General features: G+C 59.8%; 11 protein-coding genes. 1 reads left to right on the top strand and 10 read right to left on the bottom strand.

Annotated features, from left to right (window positions below; translation table 11 throughout):
* Window positions 1–55: 55 nt before the first annotated feature.
* Genes KI231_RS08055 through tssI form a run of 4 tightly spaced genes read right to left on the bottom strand, consistent with a single transcriptional unit; the run spans window position 56 to window position 7,730 of the window.
* Window positions 56–1,459, bottom strand: coding sequence for a 7-cyano-7-deazaguanine/7-aminomethyl-7-deazaguanine transporter (locus tag KI231_RS08055; RefSeq protein WP_249412107.1), 1,404 nt, complete (start codon window positions 1,457–1,459; stop codon window positions 56–58).
* On the bottom strand, window positions 1,452–4,850 hold the full coding sequence (locus KI231_RS08050) for a toxin VasX (protein ID WP_213027929.1): 3,399 nt from the start codon (window positions 4,848–4,850) through the stop codon (window positions 1,452–1,454). The genes KI231_RS08055 and KI231_RS08050 overlap by 8 nt, the downstream gene beginning before the upstream one ends.
* Window positions 4,847–5,722, bottom strand: coding sequence for a DUF4123 domain-containing protein (locus KI231_RS08045; protein ID WP_213027928.1), 876 nt, complete (start codon window positions 5,720–5,722; stop codon window positions 4,847–4,849). The genes KI231_RS08050 and KI231_RS08045 overlap by 4 nt, the downstream gene beginning before the upstream one ends.
* Window positions 5,715–7,730 carry a type VI secretion system tip protein TssI/VgrG gene (tssI, locus tag KI231_RS08040; protein ID WP_213027927.1) on the bottom strand — a complete coding sequence of 672 codons (2,016 nt, stop codon included), beginning with the start codon at window positions 7,728–7,730 and terminating at the stop codon, window positions 5,715–5,717. The genes KI231_RS08045 and tssI overlap by 8 nt, the downstream gene beginning before the upstream one ends.
* 579 nt (window positions 7,731–8,309) lie before the next feature.
* On the opposite strand from tssI, the gene KI231_RS08035 reads away from it, so the two are divergent.
* The gene (locus KI231_RS08035) at window positions 8,310–8,678 is read left to right on the top strand and encodes a DUF6124 family protein (RefSeq protein ID WP_213027926.1); all 369 of its coding nucleotides are present in this window, start codon (window positions 8,310–8,312) and stop codon (window positions 8,676–8,678) included.
* A 230-nt stretch (window positions 8,679–8,908) separates the two neighbouring features.
* On the opposite strand, the gene KI231_RS08030 is transcribed toward KI231_RS08035, so the two are convergent.
* The 6 genes from KI231_RS08030 to flgH form a co-directional block, all read right to left on the bottom strand.
* The gene (locus KI231_RS08030; RefSeq protein WP_213027925.1) at window positions 8,909–12,502 is read right to left on the bottom strand and encodes a glycosyltransferase; all 3,594 of its coding nucleotides are present in this window, start codon (window positions 12,500–12,502) and stop codon (window positions 8,909–8,911) included.
* 108 nt (window positions 12,503–12,610) lie between these two features.
* A complete protein-coding gene (locus KI231_RS08025) occupies window positions 12,611–14,179 on the bottom strand; it encodes a flagellar hook-associated protein 3 (protein ID WP_103305343.1) in 1,569 nt (522 codons plus the stop codon).
* A 13-nt stretch (window positions 14,180–14,192) separates the two neighbouring features.
* A complete protein-coding gene (gene flgK / locus KI231_RS08020; RefSeq protein ID WP_103305342.1) occupies window positions 14,193–16,238 on the bottom strand; it encodes a flagellar hook-associated protein FlgK in 2,046 nt (681 codons plus the stop codon).
* Window positions 16,239–16,262: 24 nt separating this feature from the next.
* Window positions 16,263–17,555, bottom strand: coding sequence for a flagellar assembly peptidoglycan hydrolase FlgJ (flgJ, locus tag KI231_RS08015; protein WP_213027924.1), 1,293 nt, complete (start codon window positions 17,553–17,555; stop codon window positions 16,263–16,265).
* Window positions 17,556–17,566: 11 nt separating this feature from the next.
* Window positions 17,567–18,655, bottom strand: a complete 1,089-nt coding sequence (locus KI231_RS08010; protein ID WP_213028755.1) for a flagellar basal body P-ring protein FlgI — start codon at window positions 18,653–18,655, stop codon at window positions 17,567–17,569.
* 27 nt (window positions 18,656–18,682) lie between these two features.
* The gene (gene flgH, locus KI231_RS08005) at window positions 18,683–19,378 is read right to left on the bottom strand and encodes a flagellar basal body L-ring protein FlgH (RefSeq protein ID WP_213027923.1); all 696 of its coding nucleotides are present in this window, start codon (window positions 19,376–19,378) and stop codon (window positions 18,683–18,685) included.

Genomic DNA, 19,378 nt, shown 5'->3' with positions numbered 1-19,378 from the left:
CCTCTCGCTCGTCACAGGGCTGCGCGTCGCTTTCTTGCGCGTCGCGGCCTTCTGGCTAAACCTTTCTGCCGTGCCGGGCGCAGGGGCAATGACCGCGAGCGCTCGTTTTATGGCGATTTAAGGGGGACTTGCAGGAAACGCGCCAGCTCGGCGGGTATTGTGTCAGCGGAAGATGAAGCAAAAAAAGAATGAATCCGGCGGAGGACTCATTCCTTTCATTGAGCCACGCCCACGGGTTGATCGATTGAACAACCCGTACCGGGCCTTGCTCAATGCAACCCTGCCGCTTTACAGGCATCGACGAAGTTCGCGCCTTTTTTATCCATCGCAGTTTTGACCAGTGCGTTGGCCTTTTGCAGGGCAGGACTGGGTTTGGCCCATTGCTCGGGGGCAGGGGTTGCGACCAGGCTTGCACGTTTTCCGGCAGGGTCGGGCGGCCCTTGCGGTGCGCCCATTCGGCGATCAGGTAGGGCATTTTCCAGAAGGTCAGGATGCGGCGCACGTACCACCAGCGCAGGGGCCATGGGGTGCGTTTGCCGTAACCGTAACGGTGACGTTGTTCGGCGGTCAGGTGCGCGGCGCCATCGTCAAGCGAACCCGTGAAGCGCGCACCTTTACGTTCAATCTCGAACGTGTGCAGGCCTTCATAAGGCTTGAGTTCGTCTTCGGTTGGAGTCAGTCCCAACAGAGCGAGCATGGGATTGGGGGCATCCACCAATTCCCCTTCTTCCATGTAATTGCGAATCGACGTCCACATGCCCAGTGCATGCGCATCGCTGGGTTGGGCCGACAGGATGAATTGCGCGGTGTCGTGCTCTTCGTCCTCCAGCCCCATGCCGAAAGTGTAATCGCGCATGGCGCCGTAACTGGTGACGCCCTGACTGCGGGCGACCCAGGCCACCACGCTTTCCCACGGCACGATGAGTACGCGATGGGTGGTGTCGTCGATGTAGCAGACTTCGCGGCGCTGGCGGTTGAAGCGAACGGGGTAGCTTTTGGCGAGGGTGCGGACGTTGGAGAGCATGCCGTAGATGAAGGCGCCGATGGGAATGATGAGTAAAAGCGAACCCGTCGCGAACACTTGTGCTACATCCCAAATAATGTCGAAAAACTTACGGTCAATCTCTGGAGGACTTGCAATAACGAGCCATAAACAAATGAGTACAGGCGCGATAAAAGCCAAGGCGAAGGCGAACCATATTTGGATGGCCAATCTCTTTCCCAACTCAACCATTCCGAAATTACTTCCACCTAGCTCCAGATAGATCTCGTTCATCGCTGAGAAAGTACGCCGAGACACCTGAGCTTGTCCGGTGTAAACCGGTAGCGGCGCCAAGAACAAAGTTTCATTCAAACCCTTCACCCGCAGTTCCCCGGCACTCGGTCGCTGGCTTCGAATGTCCGGTGCCGAGTCTTTGGTTTCAGGCTTTTTTTTGTGCTTGAACAGTTTGCTAAACATCGACAGTCGCCATTTCGTCTCGGGTGAATAACCAGTACGGGGCCTTGCTCAATCCTGTGGGCAGGGATTCTACGGGGTCGAGTGTAAAACGCCCTTGGGCCGGCAACCGTACACCACGTTCCGTGGCAATGCGCAGATCGCGCAGGACAAAACAGGTGCGATGGATCAAATCGCGTTCGGCTTCCAGTTGGTAGCCAATGTTCAGGGCCAGGGCGAAATCCGATGTTTGCAGGACATCGGGGATCGGCAGGTGCAAGGTCAGTGCCTCGTCTTCCTGGCTGACGACTACGGTCACCGCGGCCCATGCGGCGCTACATTCCTGCCAGCGCCGCGTTGGCAACTGGCTGTTGTAGGGGCCTGGGATCGGTACCGCGCGGGTTTGCTGATACGCCAGCAGTTGCAGTTGGCGGCTGTCCATTTCCCGTGTGCGGACGCCGGGCAGTCTGAGTTGCAAATAGGTGCGCTTACTCTCGCGGATAAGCTCACAGGTCGGTTGTTGCACCACCGTTGCCAATGCGCTCCAGTCCTCTGGCAGGCTGCGTTGCAGGTTGGCGGTACCCCATGCGCTGGCCTGCAACCACTTTTGTAAGGCATCCAGATTGAAATAGTTGTAGAGGCCTTCGCCCAGCAGTTGCAGGGCTGTGCCGATCAGACCTACGAGGTTGGCTTGCGCAGCGATGCCCAGCAGCCGGGGACTGGATTCGGCCCAGGCAATAGCTCGCAGTTCGGCGGGTTTTCTCAGAACCTGACTGATGATCGACGTCGTGTGTTTGGCCCCCCAGGTGTTGGTGCCTACGAGAGTAGCGTCGCCGGCGATTTGTATGGTCGTGGCTGCCAAGGCTTGGTGGTTGCCTTCGGCCAGCGCTTTAGTCCATTGCATGGAGTGTTTACCTAAATCGATTGCGGCTGCCAATGCTCCGAAACCGAATGCAGCATTCCCTGCAATACCGCTCCAGCGTCCCAAACGGCTCATGGTATTGAGTTTTCCAGCGGCACTGTCCATTTGCTCGATATGCGCTTGAAGAGTCGTCACCGAAAGACCTTGCACTGCCGCGAAACCCGCAGCCAACATTCCTATTGATGATTCAAAGAGTGTCCACAAATCAGATAGAGACGACGTTTCCTTTTTATTCAACGAGCTCAACACCTCAACAAACTTCTGCCCCTGATAAACAAACAGCAACAACGCAATCCCGTCGCCCTTGGATTTCAGCGCACTCACAATAGGTTTGCCAAACGTCCCCGTCGCGCGGAAATCACGCACGGTTCTGTGCATCTCCTCTCGCAACGCCGGGGCCATGCCATCGATCACCGTGCCGATTTGTCCCGGCCCGCTTGAGCCGACGGTCAGGGCGCGGCTGAGATTATCCTCCAGCGGTAGCAACGCAGCCCTGAGCTGATTGATGCGCTGGTTATGTACCTGCTCGCTACCGGATGGGGCCAGGCCATGGATCTGCCGCGACAACTCGCGGTGACGCAATTTGTAGCTGTCCTTGAGTTGGCGGCGCAGGTCGAGCGCGGTATCGCGGGCTTTGTTGAAGGCCTGGAATTCGGACGCCGACGCGGCCCGCAGGGTCAGGCCACTGCGGGAGAATTCGCGCAGCAGTTGCAGGCGCGTTGAAATACCGAGGCCACGGATGAAGCTGTTGGGGTCGATTGGTTGTTGGCGTTTGAATTCTGTATGCGCTCGATCCAACTGATCCGCTGCGATCAACTGATGCGCTGGCATGTACGCCCCATCCAACAAACTCTGCAGCCCACTAAACCGCACATTCAAATCCGCAAAGTTTGGCAACCGCTCATTCATCAAACTTCTGAACTGATTGGTCAGCACGTCCACCGCATCAAGGCTTTCCTGCGCCGCCGCGACCTTGATCGAGAAGCTGCTCAGGTCCATGAGTTTTTTGCTCACGTCCATCTGATCGGCCAGGGTCAGGGTCTCCAGCCCCGGCACGACGGTCAGCAGGTTGCTGTCGAGGAAGGTCACCAGTTTTTCCGTGGCCTCGCGGTTCCAGCACAGAGCGGCCACGCAGAGGAATTCGGTTTCGAGGCGATGGCGGATCTGCTCGTCGTTGCGGAAGTCGTAATACCAGGCCGCCCGGTGAAAATGACCACCCACGATCATGTTCAGGCGATCTTCACGAATGGCCTGCAAGCGCTTGTGCCAATGGCTCAGCAGCGTCTGTTGCTGGCTGACGAACGCTTGCATGTCGCTGCGGTTGATCAGGTGATCGATGCCGCGTTGGCCGATCTCTTTTCCGTACAGCGCCTCCCAGGTTTGCAAGTGAAGTGTGGTGATCGTACTCCGGTGTTTTTGCCAGAGCGCGTCGCCCAGTGCGTCCTGCAAGTTGACGGCGGCGCGTGCGTAAGGGTCGCTGATCGCCGCTCTTCGCCAATGAGCCTCGTCACCAAAGATTGGCGACCCGGCGTTGTCACGTTTCGCCCGCAAGTAGTCGTGGACAGCCGCTTGTTGCTCGGCGCTGGTCTCGTCCTTCAGGGCTTTGACGGCGGGGTCGGTGCTGGCCAGTGCATCAAGGCGTGCCGGGGTCACTTCGTACAACGACTGAATGTAGGCGCCGGTGAGGTATTGGCGCTGGGCGACATCATCGCGGCTCCATTGATCGAGCCAGTGCGCGACATTCAGTTGGGCGCTGGCCAGATCGCGCATCACGCCGAAGTCGTCGCGCAAGACCAGAAACAGGTAATCGTTCTGATACGCCCCCAGCACTTGGCTGGTGAGGGTTTCAATTGCCGTACCCTTGAACAGCGGGGTGTCTTCCCAGGCGTATGGCTGGCGCTCTTGCGGGTTGGCGCCTTCGGGCAGATCGACTGGCGTGGATTTTTCGGCAACCTCTGCCAGCCAGGTATTCGCCTGCCGTTGGCTCAACAAATGCGCACCGCCCTTGTCCGGACAAGCACTCGCCGGTTCGATGCGTTGCATCAGACGTTCACGCTCTGCGGCGTCCTTGAGCACTTGCGAACATTTGTAGGCCGTCCACTGGATTTCCGAATAACCGGCGAACAGCGTGTGCTGCCGGCTGAAGATCAGTTGCGGTTCACCAACCGATGCTGTGCGCGTGTCGCTGGCCACTTCCTGGCCTTTCCAGACCAGTTTGTTGATCTGGCCTTGCTCAATGCGGTATTCGTGCAAGTAACCGCTGCCGTTATCGATGATGTACAGGTAGCCGTCACGCAACAGCCGAATGCCCAGCGGTTGGCTGCTCAGGCTCAGTGGCATGCTCAGTTCAGAAGAAGGATCAAGGTGTTCGACCAGGCCATAGCGCAGCGGTAACAGCTGCACTTTTTCGCTCATCAAGTGACACATTCCCAGCGGGGAACGGGTGTCCTGGGCGCTCTTGGCCATGGCGGCGATATTGGCGGCGGCTGTCATGGCAAGTCTCTCGGCTGTTGGATCGATCGTTCATGCGCCAGATCGGCGGCGCGTCGCACGCGGCTCATCGGGGATTGCTGCGACGGCACTGTCAGCAGCTCGACAATGTCCGGGTGGCTCTCCAATGGTTGCCCGGCCAGATAGCCAAATACATTGGCGTAGAGCGTGATTTCCTGTTCAGAGGTGAAGCCCTGTTGATAGGCCTGCTGTGCTGTTTTCTCGGCAAATCGAAGGCGTTCCCGGGCTGAACAGGACGCCATGAGTCCGGGGAAATATCGCTGCAAGTGATTGTTGAGGCTGAGTACCGACTGATGGAACTGCGCCTCTCCCAGAGCGGTGAGTTCCTGTTCGGTCAACTGATAGATGTCGGTGGTGTCGGGCGCAGCAGCCTCCGCACGTTGATGCTGTTGCCAGATGGCCTGAAGCCCATCGGGCAGGCACAGGTGCTGGACGAGGCCAAACCAGCGTGCGCTGTTGGCTTGTTGCGCAAGGTCGAGCAATGAATGCATGACCGCTGGATCGGCGATGCGCAGCATGACCTCCACCGAACTCGGGTGCTTGACGGTGAGCAGGCGACGCCAGTGTTGGCAGAGCGTTGGCGCATCGGCCTCGCTGAACAGCAAAAAGCCCCATTCCAGCGCGGCGTTTTCCTGAAAGTACGTCAGCAGCGGATCGTCTGCGCCTTTGAGCGTGATCAAGTACGGCGAGATATCTGCCAGTTCCTGCCAGCGCGTGCCTTGGTAGAGGCAATAAACCGGGTTGTCCCAGCGGCGCAGGCATTGCGGCAGGTTGGTGACACTGACCCCATCCAGCAGCAAGTAAGCCGGCACCGACCATGGCAGATCATCGGGTAAGGAAGGAAATTCAAGCATCGGCTTCTCCGCGCTGTTGTTGAGCGGCTTCGCAAACAGCGCAGATCGGCCTCTTGGCCATCAGGGCCAGACGCTGCGAGTGAAGTAAAACGGGGGCTTGAAGGGCGATCTCGGCTGATGGGATAGCAGATAACGCCGCCACTCCGACCACTGGCGCGCCACCCTCGACGATGGCGACACTGCTGAATATCCCGCCCGCATTGATCACGAGGTGATGGCCGCCCGCCGTCAGCGTCAGGCTCGTACCGGCATCGATCACCACTTGGCTGGCGGTAACGCGGGCATGCGGCCCGGCCTGAATCACCAGCGTTCCATCCGCTGTGGTGCTGCTGTTGCCGCTGATGTTGAGCACGTCATCACTGCCGATGACAGTGTTGCGCGTCCCGTCGGTGGTGTGGTGTTCGTCAGCCTTGATCAGGCTGGTGCTGTGGTTGTCGACTTGCTCGAAACGGTCACGACGGATCTGGCTGCGGCTGTCGTTGAGGATCAGTTGTTCGACATCGCGTTCGGCGCGCAGGTAGATTTTTTCCTGACCGGCGCGGTCTTCGATCATCAGTTCGTTGTAGCCGCCGGTATGCGGTGAACTGTGGCTGCGCAGCACGGTTCGGGTCTTTTGCTCGGGCAAGGCGTAGGGTGGCGACGTAACCTTGTTGGGCACACAGCCGGTGATCAGCGGATTGTCCGGGTCGCCTTCGAGATAGGTCACCACGACTTCCATACCGATGCGCGGAATGGTCACCGAACCAAAATTTTCCCCGGCCCAGCTCGATGAAACCCGGACCCAGCAACTGCTGCGCTCGCTGTTGAGTTCGGCGCGGTCCCAGAAAAACTGGCACTTCACGCGGCCATATTCGTCACAGTAGATCTCTTCGTTAGCGGGGCCGGTCACACGTGCAGTCTGGGAAACCAGAGGACGACGCGGTGCTGGCAACTGTGGGCGAAACACCACCTCGGCGGGAATCACGCTGAAAGTATTGCGATAGCCCTGAGTGAAACCGTCAGCCGCGTTGGCGTCGCTGGTGACGGATTCTTCGAGCACTTGTGGCTGGCGGCCATCATGAGAAACGCTGAGTAACAGCCACAGGTCGTTGCACTTTTTTCGCGGATGGTCGGTGAGCTCGAACAAGTGGCCGCAGCGCAGGTTCGCCTGATCGCTTTGACCTTCACCCAACTCATAGTCGGCGCGATGCCGTTCGAGCGCCTGTCGGGCGAATTGCTTGCCGGACTTTTCGTTCTCGATCAACAGCGGATAACGGTAGTCCTCCAGCGCCGGAGTGAACTCGGCGGTGAAGTGGCTTTCAATCAACAGACTTGGGCGTTTCAGGTCATAGTCGCGGCGAGTGACCGTGCTGGTACGGGTGCTGGTTCGCGCGCTGAAACGGCTGACCACCGAATGCTCGGCGACCATGCCGGAATCTTGCTGATACGACGTAACGCCAAGTTTGGGCAGGAACACCTGATCATCGGTGAACACCAATAGATGCCCATCCACCGAGTGCTGGTGGTGCCAGGCAATGCCCTCCTCGGCGCATAACCTTTGTATGAATTCCAGGTCAGATTCCGCGTACTGCGTGCAGTATTCGCGAGCGGCGCTGGTGCTGACGTGGAAGGTAAACGCATCGGCCTGAATGCCATGACCGTTGAGCACTTGGGCGATGATCTGCGGCACGGTCATGCGTTGAAAAATCCGCTGATCGTGGCTGAACTGCAAATAGTGCAGTGCCGGCACCAGCGTCAGGTGATAGCGCGTCAGGCGTTTACCGGCCTCACCAATCAGCACGTCTTCAATGCGCCCGTGAATGCCTTCGCCATTGAAACCAAATTGCAGAAACGCCGGTTGGCTGAGCAAGCTCTCCAGATCGAAGTCCGGGTGCTCGCTGACCAGTTCAATATGGATGCCGTAGAGGGTGCTGATCGCTTCGGTGCCGCTGAAAGCCAGCACCTGGAAGTCGTGACGGATCGAGGGAATTTGCAACGTGAAATGCGCGGCATTGGCCGACCGGAACATACGCTTATCCTTAAGCAAAGAGGAAAAGAGCGCGATGTCCAAACCGTCCTTGGTCTGTGCTCGCGAAAACTGGCAAGCACGCTAACAAGGGGGCTAATGATTTTATGTAGGGAGACTCGTCAACACTTGTAGGACGTGTCGCGAATTAGAAAATCTCCCCTCAACCGAAGATCAATGGCGGCCAAATCACAATCTCAAATTTCGCGGCAAACAGTGCTCCGATTGATGTGCGGCACCCTGTGTATTTCAATGTGGAATGTTTAACGACTACTGAAAAATACAGAACCGTCCCACAAGGTTTTCAGGTTGTCCGTCGGACGTCCGCTCTCTAGGCTGTGCACGTCGCTGCCAATTCAGCGACCGGGACTGGAAACCCCGATGGGTATTAGTGGCGCGTACACGCCTTTCATAACGTATCCTTGCGCACTTCGAATGTGTGCACTCCGTTATGGCGGCTGTGCGCGGGAGACCTTCGGGTCGACCGGGTCGCCGCTGCCCGGGTTTCCAACCTGCGTACAGCTGCCACCTCTTCGTCCGGAAACCGAATGGGCAGCTCCAACTTTCCAGTGGAGTTTCATCATGAAAAAGCCAACACCCAATCCCCCCGAAACCAATACCGACCCAACCTCCCCCTACGTCTCCATCGACAGCAAAAAACTCAACGAAGCGGCCGACCGCGCCCTCGACCATTACCTGAAACCGACCGCCCACATCATGGCGTCCACCCGCGTATCTGAACCGATGTACCTCGCCAACCCGGTGTACGACACCGAATCCCTGCTGGCCAATGCCAGCGAAACCCTCGGCTCGGTCACAGAGATGCTCAACAACTTCGCCGCCGTGCTCGATACCTCACACCGCAAGACCGCGCTGGGCATAGCGCAAATCGTCATGCTGACTGAGTTGGCGGTGAATCAGGCGCTGGATAACGTTCAGCCGGAAGCGTAATCGGTGCAACGCTAAAAAAACCGGACGTGGCTTAGTACCGATCAGCCAAGCCTCGCTGCCTGAACTTCGGACTATCTGATTAAGCTACATGCCTACCGGTGTGAGGAGCGTGCGTATCCTCGACCATTCGGTTGAAATCACAGAAGTGTCCGATCAGAAACAAAAATGCCAGTCAGACAGGCTGACTGGCATTAACTTTAAAGGTCGAGTTTTTGATACCTGCGAACCGATCAGTCCGCCAGCCAGCCATTTTCCCAGTAGCGCAGGTTATCGCCACGCAGCACGTAATCGCGCAGCACCACCTCACGCAACTCGTCGCCCATGCGGTAGCTGGCATCAGGATCGGCCAGGTGCATGCGAATCGCCTGCAGCCACTCATCGGTGGTGTTGGTCTTGATCCGCGTGCACGGCAGGTAGCCGCGATAGGCCTCGGTGTCGGTGCAGATCACCGGGTAGCCGCAGGCGCCGTACTCCAGCAGACGCAGGTTGCTCTTGCAGTCGTTGAAGATGTGGAACTCCAGCGGTGCAAGGGCCAGATCCAGGTTGAGGCTGGCCAGTTTGGCCGGATACACGTCCAGGCCGATCACACCATGGAATTCATGCATGTACGGCCGCAGGTCATCCGGGCACATGCCGAAAAACACCCAGTCGACTTCGTTGGCCAGTTCGCGCACGACATCCGCGATCACCGCCAGATCACCGTGGTGACTGGTGCCGCCGCCCCAGCCGACACGGGGTTTCTTCGAGGTGCGGCGGCGGCTGCGCAGGTTGCTCCAGAGGTCCTTGGCAAGCATGTTCGGCACCACACGAATGTCGTGGTGCATGTCCGAGAGCGCGTTGGCCAAGGGTTGAGTCGACACGACCACTCGATCACACAGGCCGATCGCCCGGCGTACCATGCGCTCCATGTCCTGCTTGCTCGGCATGTTGCGGATGTGCGCGTTGCGATGGGGAACATCAATCACATAGTCATCCAGTTCGAAGATCCGCCGGGCACTGAAGTACTTCTTCAGTGGCGGGATTTCATCGATGGCGTGCTCCGAGTAGCGCCCTTGCAGCACGATCACGTCGGGGGCCTGACGCTCGATTTCAACGATCGACGGCAAGCCGTAGCAGATGCGCCCTTCGACCCGATTGGCCGCCACCAGCTCGATCATCGGCTGGCTCATGCGGTAATGACCAATGGCAGAAGCATTGATCGGCACCGACAGTACATTGGGCAGCTGCGACTTGGAAAATGCAGTCCAGCCGGTCAGCAGACCCGGTTCGAGGCTGAAGTTGCTGGCACCGACGCCATGCAGGGCGAGGTTGACGTTGTATGCCGGATCGCGGGCGATCTGCGGTAACCAGCGCTGATAAAACGTATCCTGCTCGCGCTCATGCTGCTGCTGATCTTCGCGCGTGGCCTCGATAATCGGGCGGGCGCCCACAGCCAGCCTGGCATGCGGATTCCACACCACCAGATAACCTTCGCGGCCGACACGCAGGCACAGATCCACGACGTTGTACGCGACCTTCAAGTCCTGTTCGTCGAGCCCCGCTACCTCCTCGAAGACCGACTTGCGCACCATCAGGCAGTCACCGCCGACGGCACTCAGATCCTGCACCGCCTGCAACCGGAACATATAGCCCTCCGACTGCATCGGCTGACCAAAGAACGGCAGCCCGGCCGGCCCTTGCAAACCGAGAATCAGGCCGGCATGCAGCACACCGCCGTCCGGGTCGTACAACTTGGCGCCGACCACCCCGACTTCGGGACGCTGCGCATGATTGAGCAATTCGTCGAGCCAGTCGGCTTGAGTGATCACCGCAAAAGCATTGAGCAGCACCACATACTCGCCGCGCGCCTGACCAACGGCAAAGTTGTGAATGGCAGCGAGGTTGTTCTTTTGCGGGTAGCGCAACACCCGAATCCGCTCACCGCCCAACTGCCCCATACCGTCGAGCCAGGCCTGGGCCTCGGCGCTTTCGCTGCCGCTGTCGACCAAGAGAATTTCGTAGGCGGTGTAAGCGGTCTTTTCCAGCAGCGTTTCGACACACCGCTGCAAGGCAGCCGTCTGATCCTGAGCGACGATGATCACCGACACCAACGGGCGGCGGGCATGGCGATAATCGACCCGATTGAGCAGCTCGCTGCCCTCGCGTCGGGTCTCGTAGGCAATCCCCAGGCGCTGCAGATGCGCATCGAGCACCCGCGGATTCTGCTCCAGGACACCCGGGTCGGTGAGCCACTGGGACAGATCGAATTTCGATTCGAGCAACACTTCAGCGATATGCCCGATCACCTGAGTGCCGTCACTCTCGACCATGCGCCACAGCAGATCGTGAGGCGCCAGTTGTGCGAAGTCAGGCGCAAGGCCTCCCAACGCCAGAACCCGCTCGCGCTTGAACGCCAGAGCCCGCCCGACGTAGGGATAGCTGCGCATGAGGTCGAGGTTGAAGTCCGGCTTGAACGCAGGTTCTGCCGACTCGCCATTGCGCAGACTGCCTTCGTCGCTGTACAGGCATGTGAAAGACCGCGAATGGGCAATCCGGTCAGCCATGATCAGCAACGCCGTGGCCACCGGGCGATCACCGGGTTGCAGCAGGTAGAACCAGTCGGCGCCTTCCAGTTGCGGCAGCAAGGTGTTGAGCTGCTCCAGCCCGTCGTCTTGTAGCGGCAGGCGAAACACGCGGCCATCCAGCTCCGCTTCGGAACAGGACGCGGACAGGACCAGCACCAGTTCCGCCGGGTAATCCTGATTGGCGAGGGCCTCCAGCGTGCGTTCCACACCGTCGCGACTGCCTTTGCCGTCGATGATGATCGGCACGATCCGTGGCTGGTGTGACCAACCGGCGATGGTTTCCGGGAGCAACTTGCGCTGTCCTTCGGTGAGCACCCGGCATTCCAGCCATTGCGCGTAGAGTTCGCCGAAACTCAGGCTGTCTACCCCGACGCCACACTCCTGACGGCTCTGCCTGGAGCCCAGGGTACGGCTCAACGGCAGCTCTTCCCAAATCCTGGGTGACTCATCAGCCTTTGCCAGCGGGATATAACGCACCCAGCCTGGCGCAGGTGCCGACTCACCGTTGCGGGCCTTGAGCATTTGCGAAAGCCACTCGCGCTCGACGTCCATCGCATCCTTCATCGGTTGCTGCGCGCTCAGCCGCTCCGGATAAAGACGCTCGGCGCTCAACACGTTGTTGGACACCGCCAGATTGCCGCGTCGCAGCAGGCAGATATACAAGGCGAAATCCAGGGACGCGACGAAGCAACTGCCCTCCTCGGTCAGTGCCGGCAGCAGCTCGACGACGTCCGCGCGGCGAAACAGCGCGTTGCTGAATCCGCCCAGAACGTTGACCGGGAATTTTTCAAATATCGCCAGCAGATCGTCGCCCTTGAACAGGCCACTGACCGGCGACAGCGAGGTGTTTTCCAGACGCGCAGGCAGGATGATGTCGTTCGCGTCCCAGAGCAGTCGCTGCGCCAGCACCAGGCTGACCTCGGCACGGTGCATCTCGTGCGCCTGCTGCTCGATACAGGCGGAATAGAGCAAATCATCGTCACACAGAAACTTGATGAACTCGCCCTGCGCCTGATCCAGGCAAGCTTTCAGGTTGCCGACCAGACCCAACGTGCGCGGGTTGCGTACATAACGGACGGCGACGCCGGTCTCCTCGCCGACAGTCGAGACGATGTTTTCGATCTCGACGCCACGACTGTCATCGCAAACGATGATCTCCAGATGGCCATAACCTTGGCCGACAGCGCTACGCAAAGCTCGCTCGAAAAAGCGTGGATTGAAGGCGGGAATGACAAGGCTGACGAGAGGGAGTGACTTCACGGCGGGCTCACAGGCGGCAAAAGCCCGCCGGGTACAGCGAGCCCTTGAAACCGCTAAAAAACATTACTTGGGGATAGAGCGAACGGGCGCTCACGCGCCCGTTAATCATCAGATCTTGTTGAACAGTCCCAACTGGCTGATCTTGCTGAACGCCAGTTGCGCGGCCTGCAGCATGGTCTGCTGCAAGGTCAGACGGGTCATGACTTCGGCCGGATCGGAATCGCGGATCGAGCCTTGGGTCGTGGTGTTCGCCGTACTCAGGCTCAGGTTAGTCGCGGTTTGCATTTCCAGCGCTTGGCCACGGGCACCAATGGTGGTGACAGAAGCGCCAATCTGGTTGGTAGCGGCGTCGATGTTGCCGAGACCCGACTCCATGACACCCTGAAACTTCTGCTTGGCAACATCATCACCGTCGATCGGCGTATTCAATGCCGTAATCATCTGGCCCAGCGTGTCGAGCACGTTCTGGGTCTGGTGATTGTTCGGCTGGATCGAGAACTGATCGCCAGCGGCCGGAGTGTTGCCCAGCGCGAAAGTCACGCCCGCAGCGGTCGCGTTGCCGCCAGCCACGGTGCCGGACGACACGGGCTTGCTGTCCGCAGTGACTGGCGCCGCATACAGATCGAACGCCGTGGCGCTGGTGAACTTGAGCACCGCGCCGCCTTGCGGGAAGGCGTTTGTATAGGCCGACTGGTCGGTGATGGTCGAACCGGTAATCACCGCAGTAGACGGGTTACCCGGGCTGCGCGCGGTGGTGAACGAGTCAGGCTGGGTCGACAGCTGGAAGCTGTGCCCGGCAATGACCGCGTCCGGGTTGGTGTCCCCCGCTTTCAGGTTGATGTTCAGCTTCAGGTCGACGCCACGGAAACTGACCGACTGGTTGGTGCCGGTGGTGTTGACGATCGCGCCGTTCTGGCTGGCTTCGGCCGTCACGTCGTTACCCAGCGCATCGGTGATTTGCAGTTGGGTACTGCTGACGAAGCTGACGGTGTACGGCTGACCACCGGAGAACTTGGAGTTGTAGGTGGCAACATTGCCAACGGTACCGCTGGACAGCACGACACGGCCGTCATCCACTGCAGGAGCCGTCATGTTGGTGCTGGTGCGGCCGGTGTTGATGGTCTGCTGAAAGGCATCCCAACCGGTGGTGTTGGTGCCGACCGTCATACCGTCGCCGATGCCCAGGTTGATCGTGGTCTGGTCACCGTTGTAGGTGTAAGTGCCGTCGGCATTCTGCGAGTACGGCGCGGTATCGGTCTTCGAACCGGAGAACATGTAGTTGCCGTTGGCATCCTTGGAGTTCATCAAGCCCAGCACTTGTTGCTGGATCTGACTCAGTTCCGAAGCGTAAGCCTGGCGATCCTTGTCGGTGCGCGTGCCGGTGTTGGCGGCCAGGGCGAGTTCCTTGGCACGCGCCAGTGCGGTGGTGATGGAATCCAGCGTGGACTCCTGCACATTCAACGAATTTGTGGTGGTGTCGACGTTGGTCTTGTACTGATCCAGCATCGCTGCCTGCTGACCCAGTTGCAGCAAGCGACCGGCGCCAACCGGATCATCGGCTGCGGTGTTGATGCGTTGCAGGCTGCTCGCCTCGCTGGCAGTGGCCAGCGCCTTATTGAAGTTACGCTGATAATCCGAAGCTTGCGTTCCGTAATACTGAGCGGTGGAAATGCGCATGAATTACGACTCCTTAAAGGCTGTTGATCAGCGTGGCGAAAGTTTCCTGCGCAGCTTTGATGATCTGCGAAGACGCTGTGTAGTACTGCTGGTATTTGACCAGATTGCCGGTTTCTTCATCCAGGTTGACCCCGGACAACGAATCGCGCGAGTCGGCGGCCTGCTTCAGGATTGCCGAGGTGGCTTCACCGTCGGAGATGCCTTGCGCGGTCTTGGTGCCGACATTGGTCACCAGTTTGTTGTAGGCGTCGGTCAGGCTGATGCCCTTGCTCGCCGAGCCGGTGTCGACGGTCTGCTTGGTTTGCAGGCCGACCAGCGCCTGGGCGTTGCGGTTATCCGAAGACGCCGCACCGGTCAGGTTCATGGTGAAGGTTTCGCCCGGTTTCGGCGTACCGCCAACCGTGGTTTGCACGGTGAAGGTTTTCTGCACGTTAGGCGTGACGCTCGTGTCCAGCACCGGGTTGCCGCTGGCATCGACGATGCCCACTTTCAGGTTCAGGGTGTTGGCCTGCCCCGGAACGATGGTGCCGGAGCTGATGGTTCCGCCCTTCGCGTCGACGAACTTGTAAGACTGACTGCCGCCGCTCGGATCGCCGAACACCAGTTTTACCGGTGTCGAATTCTTCAATGCCGCCTGCATATCGGCCTGAGCAGTCGGGTTGTAGATGTTGATGCTGTCGCTGAGCGTCGGCTGGGTGTAGGTGCCCAAACCGGCAGCGCTGGCCACACCGGTCAGTGGACCGGCTGCAGCGATTTTCTTCGGATCGGTGAGTACGGTCTGAATGCTCGCTGCAGCGTTACGGGTCGGGGTCACCTTGAAGGTGTCGCCAGCGCTCAACGCGCCGCCCTTGAGTGCCAGCGTGAAACCGTCGATCACCGGTGGCGGATTGGTCGTCGTGCTGAAGGCGCCCATGGCGGTGCCGTCCGAGCGCTTGACGGTGTAGTCAGTAGCGCTGGTGAACGTGACCTGATAATCGCTGGTGGTCAGCTTGCCGGTGTCCTTGATGGTGACGTCAAGGTTGCCCGAGCCTGCGCTGTTGCCCGACTGCGCGATACTGCGCTGACTGATCAGCGCCGCACTGTTGATGTTGTTGAAAATCGCCGCGCCGAAGTCACCGTTCTTGTCGATGCCCTGGGCTTGCTGGCTGTTGATCTGATCGGCGATAACCAGGGCCACGCGCCCCAGTTCGTTCAGCGACGGATCGAGGACTTCTTTGCGATAGGTCAGCAGACCACCGATTTCACCACCGCTCATCGCCGAGGTGATATCGATGACGCTCGAACCGCGATCCATCTGGATCGCCATGCGCGTCGGGTCATCCTTGCTCGCAACGGTGCTCAGGGTGTTGGTGGTGTTGCCGATCACCAGCGGCTGGCCGGTGCCGATATACACGTCGAAACTGGTGCCACGCTCAACGACCTGCGCGCCGGTCAGTTCGGACAACTGGCGTACGGCTTCGTTACGGCTGTCGAGCAGATCGTTCGGCTGACCGCCACTGGTAGAAATCTCACCGATCTTCTGGTTCAGGCCGGCAATCGAGTTGGCCAGCTTGTTCACCTGGGCGGTCATGTCGGTCAGGTTGCCGTTGATGGTGGTGTTCTGGTCGTTCAACTGCTTGGCGATGGAGTTGAAACGGCCAGTCAGTGCCTGTGCGCCGGTCAGCACCGTTTGACGGGAAGTGTCATCGGTGGCCGAGGTCGATACGCTCTGCATAGAGGTGAAGAATTTTTGCAGCACACCGGTCAGGCCGGTGTTGACGTCCGACAGCGTGCCGTCCAGTGGCTTGGCTTGCGCCAGATACGACGCTGCTTCGCTGTTGAGCGAGGTCGCCGTGTGCAACTGGGTTTCCAGGTACGAGTTGTAGACCCGGCGCACGTCGGCCAGGGTGGTCCCCGTGCCGATGAAAACGTTGCCGACTTGCTGCGAGGCCTTGGTGCCTTGCACGGTTTGCTGGCGTGAATAACCGGCGGTATCGACGTTGGCAATGTTGTTGCCTGTCGTAGCCAGAGAGGACTGGCTAGCCGACAGCCCCGACATCCCGATATTGAGCAAACTCATGGTTCAGACCTTATACCTTGTGCCTTATAAAGGCGTGGTGGAAACGCCCGCCGCAGCGTAGTTTTCAAAACTGTTCATCTGCTTGGCTATCTGCGAAATCTTCGTCGCGTAGTTCGGGTCGGTTGCGTAACCGGCCTTTTGCAACTCGCGTACAAACTGTTCTGGGTTATCGGCAGACTTCACGACATCTTGATAGCGATTGTTGCTCTGCAGCAAAGTCACCAGATCGTGGAAACTGTCCTTGTACGAGGCGTAGGAACGGAACTCGGCCGTCTCCTTGACCATCGCGCCATTGCGGAACTCGCTGGTGATTGCCCGGGCCGAATCGCCCTTCCAGTTACTGCTGGCCTTGATGCCGAACAGGTTGTGGCTGCTACTGCCATCCTGCGCGCGCATGACCGATTTGCCCCAGCCGGTTTCCAGCGCGGCCTGCGCCACCAGGTAACGCGGATCGACGCCGATACGCGCGGCAGCTTCCTTGGCCATCGGCAACATGGTGTTGACGAATTCGTCGGCGGAGCTGAAGGCTTTCTTCGCGGGCGCCAGCGGAATCTGCGCCATCGCCCGGCCGTAAATCTGCATCTGCCCACCAGCCGCTTTGTCCGACTCGGCGCGGGCCAGCCAGTCGCCGTTGTACAGCGGACCGGCGCCAGTGGTGGCGGCCGTCGTGGCGCGTTGCGGCAATTGGCTGGCGGCTGTCGGCATCGCGGACGGCACCAGACCTGCGAGCAAACGATCGGCGAGTTTCGGCGGCAAGGCCAGTCGACGCTGGTTGATCATTTCCATGTCGTTGCGGTGCGCCAGTTGCGTGTTCGGCGCATTGACCGAGCGCGACGCCCACAACGGGCGCTCGCCATTGAGGCGCGACAACGGGCCGTTGGTGGCGACGGTGCCTGCGGCAACCGGCGTGGCCACGGCCAGCGCCTTGGCCTTGGCTTCTTCCTGTTTGGCGGCGGAGGCTGCGGCTGCCTCGCCCGGCGCCATCGGCTTGTTCTTCGACATCTGCCGCATCAGCACGTCAGCCAGACCGATACCACCGCCCTCGCGAGACATGGAAACGGCCAGTTGCTGGTCGTACATTTCCTGATACTGCTTGGCCGCCGGGGTGTTCAGCGGATTGTCCTGGCCCAGCGCTTCGGTGGCCGAACGCATCGACTTGAGCATCTCGCCGAGGAACAGCGATTCGAACTCCTGCGCCACCTTGCGCATGTTCGCATCGCTGTCCTTGTCGCCAACCTTGAGCTGGTTCAGACGATTGAGGTCAGAGTAAGAACCCGAATCGCTGCTGCTGACCAGACCGCTCTTGCGCATATCCATGATGGTCGGCCTCAGATCACAATCAGGTCGGCTTGCAACGCGCCCGCCTGCTTCAATGCTTCAAGAATCGCCATCAGGTCACCCGGTGCCGCGCCGACCTGGTTCACCGCACGGACGATCTCGTCGAGTGTGGTGCCAGGGCCGAACTTGAACATCGGTTTGGCTTCCTGCTCGGCATTCACCCGCGAGCGCGGCACAACCGCAGTCTGGCCGTTGGACAAAGGGCCCGGCTGGCTGACGATCGGGTCTTCGGTGATGGTCACGGTCAGGCTGCCGTGAGTCACGGCGGCCGGCGACACTTTCACGTTCTGACCGATGACGATGGTGCCGGTCCGCGAGTTGATGATGACTTTCGCCACCGCCTGCCCCGGATCGACTTCGAGGTTTTCGAGGATCGACAGATAGTCGACGCGCTGGCTCGGATCGAGCGGCGCAGTCACACGGATCGAACCGCCGTCGATGGCTTGCGCGACGCCAGGGCCGAGCATGTCGTTGATCTTGTCGACGATGCGCTTGGCCGTGGTGAAGTCGGAACGGTTGAGGTTCAGCGTCAGGCTGTTGCCCTGGTTGAAACCGCTCGGCACCGAACGCTCCACCGAGGCACCGCCAGGGATACGACCGGCCGACGGCACGTTAACGGTGATCTTCGAACCGTCACGACCCTCGGCATCGAAACCGCCGACCACCAGGTTGCCCTGAGCGATGGCGTAGACGTTGCCGTCGATACCCTTCAGCGGGGTCAGCAACAGGGTGCCGCCGCGCAGGCTCTTGGAGTTACCGATCGAGGAAACGGTGATATCGACCTGCTGACCCGGTTTGGCGAACGCCGGCAGATCGGCACTCACCGACACCGCCGCGACGTTTTTCAACTGCACGTTGCCCGAGCCCGGCGGCACTTTGATGCCGAACTGCGAAAGCATGTTGTTGAACGTCTGCAGGGTGAACGGAGTTTGCGTCGTCTGGTCACCGGTGCCGTTAAGCCCGACCACCAGGCCGTATCCGATCAACTGGTTGGAGCGCACGCCGGAAATGCTGGCGATATCTTTCAGCCGCTCGGCTTGTGCTGTGAAGGCCGCCGACATCAACAGCGCGGCCACCATAAGGCTCTTGAAATTCAACGTAGCCACCTAGAAAGGGAACAGCGGGCTGAGGAAGAAACGGTCGAACCAGCCTGGCTGACTCGCATCGGCGAACGAACCGGTGCCCGAGTAGGTGATGCGTGCATCGGCGACACGGGTCGACGACACGGTGTTGTCGGTGGCGATGTCATCCGCGCGCACCAGACCGGCGATCCGCACCAGCTCATCACCGGTGTTGAGGGTCATCCACTTCTCGCCGCGCACGGCGATGATGCCGTTGGGCAATACGTCAGCCACGGTCACAGTGATCGAACCGGTCAGGGTGTTGCCCTGCGCAGCCTTGCTGTCACCCTTGGTCGCACGGTCGCCGCTGTAGCCGACGTCCAGGCTCAGGTCATTGCCACCCAACGGGTTGTTGGTCACGGCGCTGCCGCCGAACAACGAAGTCAGGCCGATGCCGGTCTTGCTGTTCTTGGCCACTTGCGAGTTGGCGTTTTTGCTCGCCTGGGTCTTCTCGTTCAGGGTGATGGTGATGATGTCACCGACCCGGAACGCCTTGCGGTCGCTGTACAGGTTCTGTTCGAACCCGGCCTGATAGATCGAGCCGTTATTGGCCGCAGCCGGCAGCGGCGTGCGCGGCAACACCGGGGCGTAGTAAGGGTCATTGGGCTTGGGCGTCGGAGCGACGCAGCCCGCGAGCGAGACGACTCCACTCAATGCCAGAACAGATACGAAGCGATTCAT

The sequence above is a fragment of the Pseudomonas sp. Seg1 genome (genome assembly GCF_018326005.1).
Lineage (GTDB): Bacteria > Pseudomonadota > Gammaproteobacteria > Pseudomonadales > Pseudomonadaceae > Aquipseudomonas.
This window is presented reverse-complemented; position numbering and strand designations above follow the sequence as displayed.

Bases quoted from the DNA above. Each gene is read 5' to 3' on its own strand.
- flgK (WP_103305342.1), bottom strand. From the start codon at position 16,238: ATGAGTTTGCTCAATATCGGGATGTCGGGGCTGTCGGCTAGCCAGTCC.
- KI231_RS08050 (WP_213027929.1), bottom strand. From the start codon at position 4,850: ATGACAGCCGCCGCCAATATCGCCGCCATGGCCAAGAGCGCCCAGGAC.
- flgJ (WP_213027924.1), bottom strand. From the start codon at position 17,555: ATGGATATGCGCAAGAGCGGTCTGGTCAGCAGCAGCGATTCGGGTTCT.
- KI231_RS08010 (WP_213028755.1), bottom strand. From the start codon at position 18,655: ATGGTGGCCGCGCTGTTGATGTCGGCGGCCTTCACAGCACAAGCCGAG.
- tssI (WP_213027927.1), bottom strand. From the start codon at position 7,730: ATGTTCCGGTCGGCCAATGCCGCGCATTTCACGTTGCAAATTCCCTCG.
- KI231_RS08025 (WP_103305343.1), bottom strand. From the start codon at position 14,179: ATGCGCATTTCCACCGCTCAGTATTACGGAACGCAAGCTTCGGATTAT.
- KI231_RS08055 (WP_249412107.1), bottom strand. From the start codon at position 1,459: ATGTTTAGCAAACTGTTCAAGCACAAAAAAAAGCCTGAAACCAAAGAC.
- KI231_RS08035 (WP_213027926.1), top strand. From the start codon at position 8,310: ATGAAAAAGCCAACACCCAATCCCCCCGAAACCAATACCGACCCAACC.
- flgH (WP_213027923.1), bottom strand. From the start codon at position 19,378: ATGAATCGCTTCGTATCTGTTCTGGCATTGAGTGGAGTCGTCTCGCTC.
- KI231_RS08045 (WP_213027928.1), bottom strand. From the start codon at position 5,722: ATGCTTGAATTTCCTTCCTTACCCGATGATCTGCCATGGTCGGTGCCG.